Raw genomic sequence first — 17,955 nt, 5'->3', positions numbered from 1 at the left:
TAACCCAAAGTGGATAGAATAATTTCCAAATGACTCTCCCTCCCATTCTACAACTGAATCTCCCATTTCAACCAAGGCCATTTCCCCTTTTTCTGCTATTTTTGCCCCTTCGAAAAAATAATCCTGAGTATGTCTATTGCCAGCAAATATGAACCGGCAGCCGCCGAGGCCAAATGGTACGCCTACTGGATGGAGCACAAGCTTTTCTCCTCCAAAATTGACCACAGCAAGGAACCGTACACCATCGTGATTCCTCCGCCTAACGTCACCGGCGTGCTCCATATGGGCCATATGCTGAACAATACCATTCAAGATGTCCTGATCCGAAGAGCCAGAATGCAGGGAAAAAATGCCTGCTGGGTTCCAGGAACTGACCATGCTTCCATCGCCACTGAAACCAAAGTGGTTCAACTTTTAAAAGAAAAAGGCATCGATAAAAAGGATATTTCCAGAGAGGAATTCCTAACCTATGCCTGGGAATGGAAAGAAAAATATGGAGGAATCATCCTGGAGCAGCTGAAAAAACTCGGAGCATCCTGCGACTGGGACCGGACAGCCTTCACCATGGACCCGGGATTGAGCGATGCGGTGATCTCGGTTTTTGTGGATTTGTATCAAAAAGGAAAAATCTATCGGGGGATCCGCATGGTCAACTGGGATCCAAAGGGACAAACTGCCCTTTCGGATGACGAGGTCATCATGAAGGAAATCGCTTCGAAGCTTTACTATATCCATTATAAAATAGAGGGGACTGAAGACCAGTTTTTGACCATTGCGACCACCCGACCAGAAACCATCATGGCTGACGTGGCGATCTGTATCAATCCAAACGATCCAAGATTTACCCACCTGAAAGGGAAAAAGGCCCTTATCCCATTAATCCATCGAGCCATCCCGATCATTGAGGACGAATACGTGGACATGGAATTCGGTACGGGATGTCTGAAAGTGACTCCGGCCCATGATATCAATGACTACGAATTGGGACTCAAGCACAAGCTGGAAGTCATCGACATTCTCAAGGACAACGGCACCCTGAATGAAAAAGCCCAAATCCTCGTGGGGGAAGACCGATTTATCGCCAGAAAAAAAATCGGAAAGCTTTTGGACGAAGCGGGACAGCTGGAAAAAATCGAGGATTACAAGTCCAATGTAGGCCATTCGGAACGAACAGACGCAGTCATCGAACCGAAGCTTTCCCTGCAGTGGTTCCTGAAAATGGATGAAATCACCAAGCCTGCATTCACTTCGGTGATGGAAGATGTGATTCAATTGCATCCGCCTAAGTTCAAAAACATGTACCGGGTGTGGATGGAAAACGTGAGAGACTGGTGTATCTCCCGCCAACTTTGGTGGGGACATCGGATTCCGGCCTATTATCTTCCCAACGGAGAGTTTGTGGTAGCCAAAACTGCCGAGGAAGCCTTGACTGAGGCAAATGCTAAATTCGGGGCAAACTGGACTTTGGCGGACATCAGCCAAGATGAGGATGTGCTGGACACCTGGTTTAGCTCCTGGCTTTGGCCTATTTCGGTTTTTGATACCGAAGTATTTTCTACAGGCCAGCCCAACGAGGAATTGAAATATTACTACCCGACCAATGACCTGGTGACGGCCCCGGAGATTCTATTCTTTTGGGTGGCACGGATGATCATTGCCGGTTATGAATACACCGGAGAAAAGCCCTTCAAGAATGTTTACCTCACGGGGATAGTCCGGGATAAATTGGGCCGAAAAATGTCCAAATCCCTGGGTAATTCACCAGATCCATTGGACCTGATCGCACAATACGGAGCTGATGGAGTAAGAACAGGCATGCTTTTCTCCTCTCCTGCCGGAAATGATCTTCCCTTTGACGAAAAACTAGTCGAACAAGGACGAAACTTCGCCAACAAGATTTGGAATGCTTTCCGATTGGTGCAGGGTTGGGAAATCGATAAAAAGCTGGATGGATCTGCCAATGCAGCCAGCTTAGAATGGTTTGAAAACAGATTCCATCAAGCCTTGACTGAGATCAACGAGCATTTCGAAAAATTCAGAATTTCGGATGCATTGATGACGACCTATAAGCTGGTTTGGGATGATTTCTGCTCCTGGTATCTGGAAATGATCAAGCCGGGCTTCCAGCAACCGATCGATCCTGCAACCCATCGGAAGACTATTGAATTTTTCGAGAATATTCTGAAGATTCTTCATCCCTTTATGCCTTTCCTTTCTGAGGAAATTTGGCATCAGATCAAGAAAAGAACGGTGGAAGAATCCTTGATCTTGGCATCTTGGCCAGCGGAAAAAGGATACGACACCAAGATCATCGAAGAGGCGGTTCAAGTCTTTGAGGTGGTTTCGCAAGTTAGAAATCTCAGAGCATCCAAAGGGATGTCACCAAAAGAATCCCTCGACTTGACCATCAATACCCAGAACGAAGGACTTTACTCCCGATTTCAGGCAGTATTGATCAAGTTGGCCAACCTTTCTTCCTTGTCATTTGCCGAGAATGTGGACAATGCCATGAGTTTTGTGGTAAAAGCAGACGAATGCTTCATCCCCATGGGAGATTCAATCGATGTGGAAGAGGAAAAGGAGAACCTTAAGAAAGAGCTGGAATACACTCGGGGTTTCTTAAACTCAGTCATGAAAAAGCTCAGCAACGAGCGCTTTGTGGCAGGAGCTCCTGCTCAGGTCGTGGAGATGGAAAAGAAAAAGCAAGCCGACGCCGAAGCAAAAATCAAAGCCTTAGAGGAAAGTCTGTTGAAATTGGGATAAATAAAGACCGATGTCAGATGACCGATCTTGGATGTTGGTTATCGTAAATAATTATTTAAATCTGAAATAGAATCCGGAGTCGAGAGGCTCCGGATTTACTTTTTCCCCCTGAATTCAAGACAGATAAGCATGATTTTCGAAACAGGTATTGTCCTGAGTCATTTTTGCCTTACCTTTGTGACCTAGCGGCACGACCAGCTCCTGCTGAATCCCCCAGGTCCGGAAGGAAGCAAGGGTAGGCGGTTGTAGCGGTGCGATGCCGCTTCTTTTTTTGCCCTATTTTTTCTGAATAGCCTTACCTGAAGATTTCGATTCCTAAATTATCTTCTAACTTTGTCAAGGTCGGGTAAAGCTCTTTCAACCCGAATTTTCCACTCATTAAAACCTATTTTCATGAAATTCTTTATTGACACAGCCAATCTGGCAGAAATCCGGGAAGCCTACGACATGGGCATTTTGGACGGAGTGACCACCAACCCTTCCCTAATGGCAAAGGAAGGAATCAGCGGCGAATCTAATGTCAGAGCCCACTACAAGGCGATCTGTGATATCGTTGATGACAAGGTAAGTGCAGAAGTCATTTCCACCGACTTCGACGGAATGATCAAAGAAGGAAAAGAATTAGCCAAAATTGATGATAAAATCGTAGTAAAAATCCCGATGATCAAAGACGGGATTAAAGCGATCAAGTACTTCCACAGTGAAGGCATCCGAACTAACTGCACCTTGGTTTTTTCATCCGGTCAAGCCATTTTGGCTGCAAAAGCAGGGGCTACCTACCTATCCCCATTTATCGGCCGACTGGATGATATTTCCTACGATGGGCTGGAATTGATCAGTCAGATCGTTCACATCTACGGTAATTACGGATTTGAAACAGAGGTTTTGGCTGCTTCTATCCGCCATACGATGCACTTGATCAAGTGTGCCGAAATCGGTGCTGACGTGGTGACTTGCCCCCTGAAAGTGATTACCGGTCTGCTCAAGCACCCGCTCACCGATTCCGGACTGGCTCAGTTTTTGGCTGACCATGCCAAAGCTGCCTCCAAATAAATCCAGGAGATTGGCCGTTTATCTATTTTCCGAAGTCTAATCATGTATATTATCAAAGTAAAAGGCAAGGCCAAAATTCCTGATTACATTCAGATTCGAGACGAGAATTTCGTCTTGGTAGCCTATTTCCGTGCCGATAGACCCATGAAAAACATGGAAAAATTCGGATTGGAAGATAAAGAAGAAGAACTGGAGAAGCTGATCAGGGAATTGCCTTTCGGAAAACTTCAAAAACTGGAATTATAATATGGATTTTAGTACACAGCCTGTATTGCAGATGACTGGAGCCACCATTTTTCAAGGTGAATCTCCTGTGCTGAATGAGGTTAATTTTGCTGTCGAAAAGCACGAATTTGTATTCTTGATCGGAAGAACAGGCAGTGGAAAAAGCTCTCTGTTGAAGACTCTCTATGCCGATTTGCCTCTGAGGACAGGACTAGGAGAAGTGGTAGGCTTTCACTTGCAAAAAATCAAAAATGCGGAGATTCCCTACCTGCGAAGGAAAATAGGGATCATCTTTCAGGATTTTCAGCTTTTCTACGACAGAAGTGTGAGTGAAAATCTTTCGTTTGTACTCAGAGCGACAGGCTGGACGGACATAGCAAAAATCAAAGAACGAATCAGTGAGGTATTGATTCAAGTCGGCCTCATTGATTCCCTATTGAAAATGCCCCATCAGCTCTCGGGAGGTGAGCAGCAAAGAGTAGTAATTGCACGGGCATTGCTCAATGAGCCTTCGATATTGTTGGCAGACGAACCTACTGGAAATCTTGACCCGGATGTGGCAGATGAGATCTTCAAGCTTTTTCAGGATATCAATAAAAAAGGCACTGCAATCCTTATGGCTACTCATAACCATGAATTGCTGAGAAAATTCCCCTACCGGGTCCTGAAATGCGAAAAAGGAAAACTGCTTGACAGTCAGCTCCATGACGTTTCTCTTGGTTCTTCCTTCTGATCTCCAAGCTTTTTCGATAAAAAAGAAACAAGCCCTTATCTCAAGTCGTTATCGAGTTATTAATTAGTATTCTGATGAAAAGTAAACTTCTCCTAAAACTGCTATTTGTAGCACTAGTTGCACTTGGGACTTCTTCATGCAAAAATGAAGAGGAAACAGCACCCGTGATCGAAGAACCTGAGAACCCAAATATAGCCATCAACGGATGGATAAAGGCAGTGATGGACGAAGTCTACCTGTGGTTGGCTGAAATGAGAACTCCTGTAGCCAACACTTCTACTCCTGAAGACTATTTTGAATCCCTTTTGAACCGGCCAACGGACCGTTTTTCGGCAATTTATCCGGACTATCAGGAGTTGATCAATTCTCTTGGAGGGGTTTCTTTGGAAGCAGGCTACGAGTTTACCCTGTATAGGGAAAGTTCAAGCAACGATAATGTAATCGCAGAAATCTCCTACATCAAGAAAAACAGTCCTGCGGCAAATGTGGGGCTTCGCCGGGGAGATATTATCACCCGGATCAATGGTACTCAGATGACCCTGGACAACTTCCGGGTAGTTTTGGGCACCATCGATCAACCTCATAGCTTAAACTTTATCCGATTCAGCGATTCTGAAGGAGCCTTTGTTCCTCAGGCAGAAGTCTCTTTGGTACCCGTTCAGCTCGCAGAAAATCCCAATTTCCTGGATACCATCTATACCCTAAATGATAAAAAAATCGGGTATGTGGTATATCACTTCTTTGCCCCCGGACCGGGCACCGGAAGTACACAGTACGATAATCAGATGGACGAGATATTCGCCAAGTTTAAAGGAGAAGGTATCAATCATCTGATTGTGGATTTCAGATACAATGGAGGAGGATTCGTATCCTCAGCTGTAAATTTGGCGAGTTTGATTGCTCCTGGAGTGACAGACAAGGATGTTTTTTCTAAGACCAAATACAACAGTTTTCTGATGCAATTTGATGAGCTGAAGAATGTGCAGACCACCTTCCGAAACAAGGCCCAAAATCTGGGCCCCATTTTAGAAAACAACCGCGTCTATATTCTGACCTCCAGGCGAACCGCCTCCGCTTCTGAGCTGATTATCAATGGATTGAGACCCTACATGGATGTATTCCTGATCGGGGAGACTACGACAGGAAAAAATGTAGGCTCCATTCCCTTTGAAGACGAAGACAATCCCGAGAATAACTACGGCATGCTTCCGATAGTATCCCGCAGTTTCAACAGTTTGGACCAATCCGATTACATCAATGGCTTCAATGCCAATGTAGAAGCACTTGAATCCTCCGAACGTCTTCGTCCTCTGGGCGACGTCAACGAGTTACTTTTGAGGACTGCAATCGAAAGAATAACCGGCGCAGCCTCAAGTGCAAGAGTCCAGAAATTGGATCGATTGGATGTAGGAAGTACGCTGGAAAGAAAAGTCCGCTATGGAAATTTGATCGAGGATGATCCTAAAATTCAAAAACCAATTCGTGATTTGATTCAATCCCGAATTTCAGAAAATTGATCAATGAGGATATTCTTTTGAAAAAAGCTGTTCCCACCAGACATGGGGACAGCTTTTTTTTATTGGTTGTAATTTTTTTTCTCATTAGATTCCAAAAGTTATATCAAAAAACAACCACTAAACAAAAGAAACCTTATGAGAAAATTAATTTTACCTAATCTATTCAAACCATTGGCTGTTGCTTCAGTCTTGGGGGTGTTGATTTTTTCCTGTCAAACCTCCAACGAAAATCTCCCTTTTGATGCCTTAAGTGAATTGGCTGTAGTCAAGTTTGCAAACGGGGATATCATTCCCGGCAAATTCATTGTGGTGTTAAAACCCAGTGGACTTGCCCTAAGAAAATCCATGGGATATGAGGAGGTCCAATCTTCGATGAGAAAAACCACCGTTTCCTTGTTGGCCAAGTATCGGATAGCAGAATCCACCTTGGATCAGGTGTATGGAAATACCATCGAAGGCTTTTCCATTGCTCTAACCGAAGAGCAAGCGGAAGCATTGGCTAATGATCCTGCGGTAAGCTACATTGAACCTGACCGAATCATGGGAATCGCCCAAAAAGGAAGGCCAGGTGGTGGAGGTGGAAGTACAGGACAAACCACCCCATGGGGAATTACCAGAATCGGAGGAGCAGTTAATTATACCGGAAGCAATAAAGCCTACATTTTGGATTCTGGAATTGACTTGGACCACCCCGATTTAAATGTCAACGCCAACGCAGGATTTAATGCTTTCACTTCAGGAAAAGACAGCAGATCCCTGGATGACGGAAATGGGCATGGGACTCACGTGGCTGGTACCATTGCTGCCATAAACAATTCGATTGGGGTGGTAGGAGTTGCTGCAGGAGCTCAGGTAGTCCCAATCAAAGTTTTGGGAGCGACAGGCTCAGGTTCTTATTCCGGGGTGATCGCAGGGATCAACTATGTTGGGGCTACCGGCAATTCGGGAGATGTGGCAAACATGAGTCTGGGAGGGCCCTTTTCTCAAGCTGTCAATGATGCAGTGGTAGCAGCAGCTTCCAATGGAATCAAGTTTGCACTAGCAGCAGGCAATGAATCCCAAAATACCAACAACGTCTCTCCTGGAAGTGCCAATGGTACCCATGTGTACACCGTATCGGCAATGAACAGTTCAGATTCATGGGCCTCATTTTCCAACTTTGGCAATCCTCCGGTAGACTATTGTGCCCCAGGGGTGAGTATACAGTCAACCTGGAAAAGTGGAGGTTATAATACGATCAGCGGTACTTCCATGGCTACTCCACATGTGGCAGGCATTCTCCTGCTTGGAAACATCAATACAGACGGGACGGTCAAAAATGATCCGGATGGCACTCCTGATCCCATCGCAGTCAGATAAGGCAATAAATACACAACAGGGGAGGACTTAGTTGGTCCTCCCCTTTTTGTTAATATTCTGTTAAGTTTCAATCCTCTATTTTAGAATCACTTAGCTTAGGGTTACTTTGTCTTATGGAAAAAATAGCCTCTATTTCGCTACTATTCTTAGTCTACTTTTTAGGTAGCCTTGCCTTGGTTCAGATGTCTATCCGCCCGATGAGAAAACTGATAAGTGAATCCAGAGGAAACGGCAAGCACTGGCAGACTAATTACCTCAAAATCATGGGATTCAGCCTAATTCTTTCCTTGGCCACTACCCTGCTCGCCTTTTATTTGTTTCCAGATCAGTCCTTGTAAGGTAGGGTATTGGAGTGGGTCTTTTCCGGTACGGCATTTACCCGAAGCTCAATGAACTGATTGACTCCATTTTCTCCCTTGACCAGTTCAAAAGCATCGTACAACTCTCCAATGGCCGTGTAGGATTCGAACTTCAGCCGATCCCCTTCCACAGTGATGACTTGAAACAGTTGTGTATTTTCGGCAATGCGATCCCGCTGGCCTCCTTTGGCGGTCCAGTCATCCCCGATATCATACATCTTACCCCCACTCACACTCACAACATATACTGTCCCGGTCTGGTCCCTTAGGTTCATTCCGTCCATTACATTCTCTCCTGGCGAAACCCTCCCTCTTGCGTAAGCATGGTCATGGCCTTGCAGGGCAAGATCTACCCGATATTTATCAAAAATGGGCTTCCAAAGATTTCTCAATTCCTCATTGTCTCTCCCATTTGAGGCAGAGAAGAGAGGGTGGTGATAGGTCAGAATGGTCCATTTTTTGGGATTATCCTTCAAAAGTTTTTCAAGCCACATAGCCTGAGCGACTTGGTCTCTGTTGGAATCCAGAAAAACCATCCTGAGATCTTGATAATCCATGTAGTAGACCGTTTCTTCCAGACCTTCTGGCCCATTGAGCGGCAAAGTAAACTGCGGCCTCCACTGTACAGAAAGACTTCTTTCCTTTCTGTTGGCTTCATCTTGGTTTTTTGCCCGGTACTCATGATTTCCCGGTGTCGGCATGGAAGGAATCATACTATGGATAAAGCCTCCAGCAGTAAACCATTCGTGCCATTCCTGTTCCCGATGAGCACTGTTGATCAGGTCTCCTGCATGGATGAAAAAACGAGCCTCAGGGGCTGTTCTGAACCCCTCCCTGATCAGCCTTGACCAAAGCTCCAAGACATAGTTTTGTGCATCTCCGACATACAGAAAAGAAAACTTATCGTTGGGCTGTTCTGAAGCTGTTCTGAATTGAAACCACTCACTCCAGCGCTGACCATCCCCTACCCGGTAAGCATAAATTTGATCCGGCAAAAGATCGGACAAAGAGACAGAATGATAATGTGCGTAAATGTTGGCCTCGGGAATCGAAAGCGCATCCAATACCTCCAATTTTGCCTCAATCGCTTTTCCTGTTTTCCAAAACTTGGGAGCCGCTGTGGCCAAAGCAATCTCCACGTATCCTTGGGCTACGGTACTATCCGTTCTCCAGGTTACACTTGCCTCCTTGCTGGGATTTTCTCCAAAACTGACCACTATTCTGTCAGGATAGGGCGAAGGCTTAGACCAATCCAAATGGAATTGGGGAGCTCGATAGGTCAATCCTTCCTGTGCCAGGACCAGTAGAGGAAAGCAACTGAGAATGAAAATAAAGAAGGTCTTTGATGGATGATTCAAATAATTCATGTGCCGCGTGCAAAAAGAATGAGTCAGGCAAACTAACCAATAATTCCAAAGTGAGCAACCTGCCCATCAAACTTAATCAAAAGCCAACCTGGAGGAAAAACGGAAGGATTTCTCATAAAACAAAAAGGCCCAAGAGCCGATCACTTCCTCTTGGGCCCTATTTGTTGTTGGGTTTTTCGATTAATTGACCTTCTTCAGATTTTCCTGAGCCTGTTGAAAGTTGGGATCTAAAGAAATTGCCTCTTGAAAAGCTGATTTAGCTTCTGCCAAGGAGTTTTGATCCTGATAAATCAACCCTTTGAGGTTTAAGGCTGCTGCTTTGATAGCCACTTCCTGCGTTTCTGTTTCTGAGATTGGAAATCCGATTTTTTCATCAGCTTTAGCGTTTTTTACCAGCATATTGACAGAATTGATTGCTTCTTCGTAGCGCTTGAGACTGTATTGAAGAAAAGCCGATTTGTAGAGGCTGAAGTTATCACCGGTGAGAAGGTAAAGGCTTTCGTATTGGGGAAGAGCCCGGTCCAACGCGCCCAACTGCTCCAAGGAATAGGCTGCAATTTCCAACGCTCCTATACTTTTATCATTCAATTCCAGAATATCCAATGCCACCAAGGCCGCAGAAGCGGTCTGACCTGCTTCAAAGTATAGGCTGGTCAATGCTTCCATGTAACGAATATCCTCAGGGTTTCTGGACATGAGGTCATAGAGCTTAGCTTTTGCCATGGCCCGATCGTTGTACCTCAGGGCCATCTGATAGGCAATTTGGTCCACTGCATTCAAAGCGTTTTTGGTCTTGGAATCCAGTCTTGGAATGGAATCATTGGTCTGAGCAAATAGGCTGCCGCTGCAAAGGACAATCAGCAAGGCAAACAGGATTCTTTTCATAGGAAAGATTTACTTTTGGATTTAAATTTTATTGGATTTTGGGATATAGGCCTTTTTCACGTGCAATTTCATACATGAGTTTTCTGGCCTCCTCGGGATGATTTCCGATTTTGCCTTCCAATATAGCCTCTTTAATTTCTTCTTTGATTTCGCCGATTACTTTGGAAGGAGGAATTCCGAAGATTTGCATGATTTCCTCCCCACTTACAGGAGGCTGAAAATTCCTCACCTGATCTTTTTCCTCCACCTCTTTGAGCTTGACCTCAACCTTATCAAAGTTGTCCAGGTAGCGTTTGACCTTTTTGTTGTTCTTGGAGGTAATATCTGCCCGACATAGTTTCATCAGGTCGTCAATATCATCCCCTGCATCAAAAAGGAGCCTACGCAGAGCGGAATCTGTCACCTCATCCTTGACCAAGGCGATGGGCCGAAGGTGAAGGCGCACCAATTTTTGAACATACTTCATCCGCTCATCCATGGGGAGCTTTAATCTCCTGAAAATGGCCGGAGTCATTCTCGCCCCCTTGTCCTCATGTCCATGAAAAGTCCAACCGACTTTGGGATTGAACCGCTTAGTCGCTGGCTTGGCAATATCATGAAGGATGGCAGCCCAGCGAAGCCAGAGATCATCCGAAACCTGGCAAACATTGTCCAATACCTGAAGCGTATGGTAAAAGTTATCTTTATGAGACTTATCGTCTACTGAGTCTACTCCTTGCAGCTCTACCATTTCAGGAAAAAAACGGGAAAGAAGTCCTGAAGCAAAAAGTAATTTAAATCCGTAGGATGGTTTCGGGGTTTTAATGATTTTGTTGAGCTCATCAATAACCCGCTCTGCTGAAATAATTTCCAGCCGGTGAGCAGCATCCACGATGGCCTGAAAGGTCTCCGGATCGATGTCAAAGTTGAGTTGAGCAGCAAATCGAACAGCCCTCATCATTCTTAGGGGATCATCTGAAAAGGTTATGACTGGATCCAGGGGAGTTCGGATATTTTTCTTTTTGATATCTTCTTTTCCTCCCAGTGGATCCACCAAATCCCCGTAATCTTGAGCGTTGAGCGAAATGGCCATGGAATTGATAGTAAAATCTCTCCTTTCCAAATCCTCCATCAAGGTACCGTCTTCAACGATAGGCTTCCTGGATTCCAAGCGGTAAGATTCCTTTCGGGCTCCCACAAATTCCAACTCCCAATCTTCAAGTTTGAGCATGGCTGTTCCAAAATTCTTGAAGACAGAAAGAGGCACATGCTGCTCAAAATTTTTTGAGACCTCCTGGGCCAAAAGGATTCCACTTCCTACACAGGTGAAATCAATGTCCTTACTTTCCCTTCCCAAAATCAAGTCTCTCACGTATCCACCCACCACATAGGTGGGAAGATTTAGCTTCTGTGCAGCGGCAGCTACTTTTCCAAAAACTTCGAATTGATCCAGGTAATTTTTGAAATTCATCCTTTGCGAATTTTTACTTCTCCTTCAGGACCTAAAAACATCTCTTTCACCCCTTTCATCAGAAGAGGAAAAAAAACCGTAACCTGATGGTCAGCTTGCCCTTGAGGTACTGTCCGGGCTACTACAGGTTGAGAAAGCTGAAACAACAATTTGTTCCAATGAGGCTCTCGGATCAGGGAAAATTTCACTTCCCCATGATCGATGGGACCGGCAGACAGGCTAGGGTTGACTGGACTATGAAAAATGGTGGGTTTGGAACTGAAATCAACAATATCCAAAGAAACTTCAGAAAAAGGGACACAAACCGATCGTATCTGAAAAAGGTCAAAGAGCAAAAAGACCCCATCATTCCCCCCTTCTGCTTCCCACAGTTCGGGTTTGACCAGTTGAATAAGATGAGAATTGCCTTCTTTGATGGTGACTTTTCCTGAATCTCTGAAAGACTTAACAATAGCTGAATGATCCAAAACCTGATATTTTGGCACAAAAATAATCAGAATATCCAGCCCTCCACTCCAAAAATCGGAAATCACGCGATGGATTTGGCCAAATTGATGAAAAAAAAAATGCAATGGATACAAAAAGCTACACCTAACAAGAGAAATATACGTTCTCGGAAAGAAGACAAAATGGAGACACCAAGATTTTAAAAAAATCAGCTTAGCTTGCTATCAAATTTTGTCATCCAGAAAATAACAGCATTTACTTGAGCATAATGATGTGCAAAAACGAATCAATACATCTAAATAGTATAAGTAGGAAAAAACAGGATGGATTTAAGTAGAAAAAAGCCTGATAGCCTTGAAGGAGTATCTTTAAGTTAATCGGATATACTAAGATTCAGATCAGGCAAGGTATTTCTTTAGGCTTTATCATTACATAAAAAAAAAGGCAATATTTCATTGCCCTTTTTTAATATTTTTTGGAGCATTAGCCTCTAAGCCAATTGATAAATGTCTGATATCCAACACCAATCTCTCTGGCAAACGCGGCCTTGGTTTTCTTTCCGGCTGCCTCTACTTTTTTCCATTCTTCAATGATTTTTGACTTTTCAGCATCAGAAAAACTTCTTCTTTTCCCGCTTGATTTGGAAGCTGCTTTGCCGCTTAGTTCAGCAATTAGATCATTCAAATCATTCAAAAACTTGGAATCTGTGAGGTGAAGACCTGCAGCTTCCAATTTTTTAATCACTTCGTCCTTGGGATTGACAGGAGTCACTGCGATGCCACGGGCAGCAGCTTCATGTAAATCGATTTTCTTTCCATCTGCGGTAACATAGATGAAACCGTCCGTCTTTTTTAAGTCTATAATAGACTCTTTTATTAATTCTCTCATTGGGATAAAATTTATAGTTAATAAACCGATGCAATATACTAATATAAACCTAACAAGAAAAAGACATTTTTTAAAATAAATTAAATTAATCATTCCTTGATCCGGCAGCTAACGCATATTATAAAACCCGTTCACATAGCACTGCGCATCTATATGGATAAAACAATGAAAAGCAGCCTCAATCCCATCACACGGATCTTGGGAAAAAAAGTAGACATAGGACCTGAGTAGGTACACCGAAAGTGAATAAGATTTATATTGAAATTGAACTGCCTGGAACCAAAAATTAAATAATTAAGCATACTATTCTTTCCCATTCCCTGAAAATACACATCAAATAAAGGGAGATTAATTATTGAATATAGGAAATGGAATATCACAAAAAACAGAAAGTCATCCTGATTGATCCAAGAAATTTCCCTAATTTTGAACCCCATAAGAAACCAATCAAAATACATCCCGCCCAGCTTCTTATGGCCTCATCCACCAAGTACATCTTTATCACCGGAGGGGTGACCTCCTCTTTAGGAAAAGGAATAATTGCCGCTTCACTCGGTAAGCTTCTGCAAGCCAGAGGGTATAGCGTCACCATCCAAAAATTTGATCCCTACCTCAATATCGATCCTGGAACCCTCAACCCCTACGAGCACGGGGAATGTTATGTCACTGAGGATGGAGCCGAGACTGATTTGGATTTGGGACATTACGAGCGCTTTTTGAATGTTTCTACTTCCCAAAGCAACAATATCACCACCGGAAGAATTTACAACAACGTCATCACTCGGGAAAGGAAAGGTGAATTTTTGGGAAAAACCGTCCAAGTCATTCCCCATATCACCGATGAAATCAAAAGAAACTTCTACAAGCTGGGTCAAGACGGAGAGTTTGATGTCGTCATCACTGAAATCGGCGGCTGTGTAGGGGATATTGAATCCCTTCCGTTCATTGAGGCCGTGAGGCAAGCGAGATGGGATCTCGGACCAGGAAACTTCCTGGTCATTCACCTGACTTTGATCCCTTACCTCAAAGCTGCCAAGGAACTCAAAACCAAGCCTACGCAGCATTCGGTCAAGCAGCTGCTGGAAGCTGGTATACAGCCGGACATTCTGGTATGCCGCACTGAGCATCATCTACCCATGGAAGTGAAGAAGAAGCTTGCTCTTTTCTGCAATGTGCAGCTCAACAGCGTGATTGAAGCCATGGATGCCGAAACCATCTACGATGTTCCCCTCTTGATGAAAAAAGAGAAGCTGGATGAACGCGTATTGAGCAAATTGAAATTGTCCACCAAATCAGAAACCGACCTGGAAAGCTGGAAGGATTTTCTTGGGAGGCTCAAAAACCCCACCCAGGAGGTCACCATCGGCCTGATCGGAAAATATGTCTCCCTACCTGATTCTTACAAGTCCATCATCGAGTCATTTACTCATGCCGGAGCAGCAGCTGAATGTGCGGTCAACCTTAAACTGATTTCTTCTGAAGAATTGAACAGGGACAATATCAAGTCCAAGCTTTCCGAATTAAACGGAATCGTGGTCGCTCCCGGATTCGGAGAGCGGGGTTTTGAAGGAAAAATCGAAACAGTGAAATATGCACGGGAAAATCAGCTTCCTTTTTTCGGAATCTGTCTGGGCATGCAGGTAGCAGTCATTGAGTTTTCCAGAAATGTGCTCAACATTGAGCGGGCAAATTCCACGGAAATGGACCCAAACACCCCACATCCGGTGATTGCGTTGATGGAGGAGCAAAAGAAAATCGATCAATTAGGCGGAACAATGCGTTTGGGTTCGTATGCTTGCGAGCTCAAAAAATCAAGTAAATCCTTTGCCGCCTACGGAAAAACAAAAATTCAGGAACGCCATCGTCACAGATACGAGTTTAACAACGCCTACCTGGAGCAAATTGAGTCGAAAGGAATGCTTGCCACAGGGAAAAATCCGGAAACCGGATTGGTAGAAATCGTCGAACTCAAAAACCATCCCTGGTTTGTAGGCGTTCAATTCCATCCGGAGTACAAAAGTACTGTCCTAAACCCTCAGCCTTTGTTTGTCAAATTCATTCAGGCCGCCATCGACCAAAAATTAAAATAAAATAAGGCCTCTCTTGAAAGAGGAGCAAAATCAGACATATGGATAGAAACCAAGCGACCGGCTTGATCTTATTTGCAGCGGTCATTCTTATTTATTCGATATTTTTCGCGAGCGGACCGGAAGTTCCACCTGCCCAACAGGAAGCGACTGCGGCTCAAGAAGCATCGGCACTGCCAGAAGCTCCGGAAATTCCTGGAGATTCGGCTTCTTCAGCAAAAGTAGATTCACTTCGGTTTTCCAAATTTGGAGTCTTGGCCACACTTACTCAAGGTGAGGAGCAAGATGTCGTATTGGAAACAGAAGAATTGAAAATTACCTTTTCCACTCAAGGAGCCCAAATCAACCAAGTAGAGCTGAAAGAGTACAAGGACTGGCAAATGAATCCACTCCTGCTCTTAGACGAAAAAAGCTCCCAAATGCGCTTGGTCCTGGACAGCAGAGTAGGTGAGATCAATTTGGCTGACTTCTATTTTCAGCCCGAGTTGGAAACAGAGGAAACCGAAGAAGGCACGATTCACAGACTGACCTTCACTGCCCGTTCTGAATCGGGTAAAATTCGCCAAGTTTTCACCCTCAAAGCTGGGGAATATCTGGTGCATCAATCCTTCGAAGTGGAAAACTTCCAAGGGGTCTTCACAGGGAATTCCCTCCGTTTTTCCTGGGAGGATCAAGTAAAAGCCCATGAAAAAGATCTTGCAGAATCCCGTAGAAAATCTCAGGTCAATTACTACCTGAGCTCAGGGTCGTACGAAAACTTGGGACTGAGTGATGACTTGGAGGAAGAGTCCGTGGCAGAACCCGTTAAATGGATCGGATTCAGTCAGCGTTTTTTCACCGCAGGGATCATTGCCGACACCGAGTTTAGAGAAGTAAATCTTAGCCAAAGTACTCCTGCAGATAGCTCAATCGTCCGAACCATGCGTGCGGCTTTGGCTGTTCCATTTGTGGAAGGCAAATCATCCTATACCTTTTACTTCGGCCCAGATAAATACAAAACCCTAAAACAAGTCACGGATGGCTTCGAAGAAAACGTGGACATGGGCTACTTTTTTGTCAGCTGGGTCAACAAGTATATTGTGGTGCACTTGTTTGAATTTATGGAGAAATACTTCAGCAATTATGGTATCATAATCATCCTGATCGTATTAATCATCAAACTCGCCCTGTCGCCACTTACCTATAAATCCTACATCGGGATGGCCAAAATGAGGGTAATCAAACCTGAAATCGATGAATTGAAGGAGAAATACGGTGATGATCCGACAAAAATGCAGCAGGAACAAATGAAGCTGTTTTCTCAACTTGGGGTAAGTCCCATCTCAGGATGTCTTCCCCTGCTGCTTCAGATGCCCTTTTTGTTTGCCATGTTTTTCTTTTTCCCGAATGCGATCGAACTCCGCCAGGAATCTTTCCTCTGGGCTAAGGATTTATCCACTTACGATGAGTTTATCAAGCTGCCATTCACGATTCCATTTTATGGAGCTCACGTCAGCTTATTCACCTTTCTGATGACGGTATCCCAGATTATTTATACCCATTTCAACAATCAGCTGACCACGGCAACCGGTCCTATGAAAAACCTGGGTTACATCATGCCCGTCATGTTTATGTTTATCCTGAACTCCTACCCTGCCGGATTGAGCTTTTATTATTTCGTATCCAACGTGTTCACCTTTGGGCAGCAGGCCTTGATCAAGTTGTTTGTGGACGATGCCAAAATCCGTGAAAAAGTGGAACAGAACAAAGTAAAAAACGTCAACAAGAAAAAGTCCAAATTCCAGCAAAGGCTGGAAGATGCCATGAAGGCAGCCGATGCCAACAAGAAAAAGTAATTGAAAAGGAGTCTAAGAAAGACTCCTTTTTTTGGCCTGTCCTTAAGAAAAAAACAGGGAATAACTTACTCTCTGCTCGGTACTGAATCTGACCGATTTAAGAAAGTTTCACGTTTGCCCCTTCCCAAAAAAAGGAAGAAGATACCAAAGAAAAGACCTTATTTTGTTTAATATTGAAATCCAATTACCCTCCGCATAAACCATGGGAAAAATTATTGCCATCGCCAACCAAAAAGGCGGGGTAGGAAAAACTACCACTGCAATGAACCTCGCTGCAAGCTTGGCGATATTGGAGTACAAAACCCTGGTGATCGACGCAGATCCTCAGGCCAATACTACTTCCGGACTGGGACATAACCCCAAAGAAATCACCAATAGCATTTATGAATGCATGGTGGATGGAATTGAAGTCAAAGACATTATCATTTCCACGGAAATCGAAAACCTGGATCTTGTGCCTTCTCACATCGACTTGGTCGGTGCTGAAGTGGAAATGATCAACATGGACAACCGGGAAGAAAAAATGAAGGAAGTAATTCAGCCTATACAGGATGGCTATGACTTCATCGTGATTGATTGTTCTCCTTCCTTGGGTCTGATTACCATCAATGCCCTCACCGCTGCCAATTCAGTAATCATCCCTGTTCAGTGTGAATATTTTGCACTTGAAGGACTGGGTAAGCTCCTGAATACCATCAAAATAATTCAAACCCGACTCAATCCGGCATTGGAGATCGAGGGAATTCTCCTGACTATGTACGATGTGCGCCTCAGACTGTCCAATCAGGTAGTCGACGAGGTCAAGATCCATTTCAAAAACATGGTGTTCGAGACGATAATTCCCAGAAACGTTCGCCTTTCTGAAGCCCCGAGCTTTGGGATGCCGGCGATTGCTTTTGATGCAGATGGGAAAGGCGCCATCGCTTATCTCAACCTTGCCGGGGAAATCGCCAAGAAAAACGGACTCCAGAAGGTGAGTAACTAATT

Annotated in this window: 15 protein-coding genes and 1 other RNA gene; 11 read left to right on the top strand and 5 right to left on the bottom strand. The window is 44.3% G+C overall.

All coding sequences use genetic code 11. The features are described 5' to 3' along the window. The first annotated feature begins 129 nt into the window (after positions 1 to 129). From AAA943_RS10270 to AAA943_RS10235, 8 genes are all read left to right on the top strand, one after another. On the top strand, positions 130 to 2,763 hold the full coding sequence (locus AAA943_RS10270; RefSeq protein ID WP_338224150.1) for a valine--tRNA ligase: 2,634 nt from the start codon (positions 130 to 132) through the stop codon (positions 2,761 to 2,763). 182 nt (positions 2,764 to 2,945) lie between these two features. Further along, positions 2,946 to 3,032: signal recognition particle sRNA small type (ffs, locus tag AAA943_RS10265), an RNA gene on the top strand. Between the two features lie 124 nt (positions 3,033 to 3,156). Next, positions 3,157 to 3,816 carry a fructose-6-phosphate aldolase gene (gene fsa, locus AAA943_RS10260; protein WP_338224149.1) on the top strand — a complete coding sequence of 220 codons (660 nt, stop codon included), beginning with the start codon at positions 3,157 to 3,159 and terminating at the stop codon, positions 3,814 to 3,816. A gap of 42 nt (positions 3,817 to 3,858) precedes the next feature. Beyond that, positions 3,859 to 4,062: a fructose-6-phosphate aldolase gene (locus AAA943_RS10255; RefSeq protein WP_338224148.1), complete on the top strand. Its 204-nt coding sequence runs from the start codon at positions 3,859 to 3,861 to the stop codon at positions 4,060 to 4,062. 1 nt (position 4,063) lies between these two features. Then, positions 4,064 to 4,774: a cell division ATP-binding protein FtsE gene (locus AAA943_RS10250; protein WP_338224147.1), complete on the top strand. Its 711-nt coding sequence runs from the start codon at positions 4,064 to 4,066 to the stop codon at positions 4,772 to 4,774. Positions 4,775 to 4,848: 74 nt separating this feature from the next. Beyond that, positions 4,849 to 6,291, top strand: a complete 1,443-nt coding sequence (locus tag AAA943_RS10245) for a S41 family peptidase (protein ID WP_338224146.1) — start codon at positions 4,849 to 4,851, stop codon at positions 6,289 to 6,291. Positions 6,292 to 6,426: 135 nt separating this feature from the next. Then, positions 6,427 to 7,650: a S8 family serine peptidase gene (locus tag AAA943_RS10240; protein WP_338224145.1), complete on the top strand. Its 1,224-nt coding sequence runs from the start codon at positions 6,427 to 6,429 to the stop codon at positions 7,648 to 7,650. Between the two features lie 113 nt (positions 7,651 to 7,763). Continuing rightward, the gene (locus AAA943_RS10235; protein ID WP_338224144.1) at positions 7,764 to 7,988 is read left to right on the top strand and encodes a hypothetical protein; all 225 of its coding nucleotides are present in this window, start codon (positions 7,764 to 7,766) and stop codon (positions 7,986 to 7,988) included. On the opposite strand, the gene AAA943_RS10230 is transcribed toward AAA943_RS10235, so the two are convergent. From AAA943_RS10230 to AAA943_RS10210, 5 genes are all read right to left on the bottom strand, one after another. Continuing rightward, positions 7,976 to 9,376 carry a purple acid phosphatase family protein gene (locus AAA943_RS10230; protein ID WP_338224143.1) on the bottom strand — a complete coding sequence of 467 codons (1,401 nt, stop codon included), beginning with the start codon at positions 9,374 to 9,376 and terminating at the stop codon, positions 7,976 to 7,978. The two genes, AAA943_RS10235 and AAA943_RS10230, sit on opposite strands and share 13 nt — an antisense overlap. Before the next feature lie 180 nt (positions 9,377 to 9,556). Next, complete coding sequence (locus AAA943_RS10225; protein ID WP_338224142.1) at positions 9,557 to 10,261, bottom strand: tetratricopeptide repeat protein; 705 nt, start codon at positions 10,259 to 10,261, stop codon at positions 9,557 to 9,559. 28 nt (positions 10,262 to 10,289) lie between these two features. Further along, positions 10,290 to 11,711, bottom strand: coding sequence for a CCA tRNA nucleotidyltransferase (locus AAA943_RS10220; RefSeq protein WP_338224141.1), 1,422 nt, complete (start codon positions 11,709 to 11,711; stop codon positions 10,290 to 10,292). Further along, positions 11,708 to 12,244, bottom strand: coding sequence for a hypothetical protein (locus AAA943_RS10215; protein ID WP_338224140.1), 537 nt, complete (start codon positions 12,242 to 12,244; stop codon positions 11,708 to 11,710). Before AAA943_RS10215 ends, AAA943_RS10220 begins: the two co-directional genes overlap by 4 nt. Positions 12,245 to 12,641: 397 nt before the next feature. Then, a complete protein-coding gene (locus AAA943_RS10210) occupies positions 12,642 to 13,046 on the bottom strand; it encodes a hypothetical protein (protein WP_338224139.1) in 405 nt (134 codons plus the stop codon). A gap of 473 nt (positions 13,047 to 13,519) precedes the next feature. On the opposite strand from AAA943_RS10210, the gene AAA943_RS10205 reads away from it, so the two are divergent. From AAA943_RS10205 to AAA943_RS10195, 3 genes are all read left to right on the top strand, one after another. Then, the gene (locus tag AAA943_RS10205; protein WP_338224138.1) at positions 13,520 to 15,136 is read left to right on the top strand and encodes a CTP synthase; all 1,617 of its coding nucleotides are present in this window, start codon (positions 13,520 to 13,522) and stop codon (positions 15,134 to 15,136) included. Positions 15,137 to 15,174: 38 nt separating this feature from the next. After that, entirely contained in the window at positions 15,175 to 16,968 is a 1,794-nt protein-coding gene (yidC, locus tag AAA943_RS10200; RefSeq protein WP_338224137.1) for a membrane protein insertase YidC, read from the top strand. Between the two features lie 202 nt (positions 16,969 to 17,170). After that, positions 17,171 to 17,953: a ParA family protein gene (locus AAA943_RS10195; RefSeq protein ID WP_338224136.1), complete on the top strand. Its 783-nt coding sequence runs from the start codon at positions 17,171 to 17,173 to the stop codon at positions 17,951 to 17,953. The last annotated feature ends 2 nt before the right edge of the window (positions 17,954 to 17,955 follow it).

The organism is Algoriphagus confluentis (genome assembly GCF_036245625.1).
In the GTDB taxonomy this organism is placed as follows: Bacteria; Bacteroidota; Bacteroidia; order Cytophagales; family Cyclobacteriaceae; genus Algoriphagus; species Algoriphagus confluentis.
Note: the sequence above shows the minus strand (reverse complement) of the source record. Positions and strands in the feature narration are given on the sequence as shown.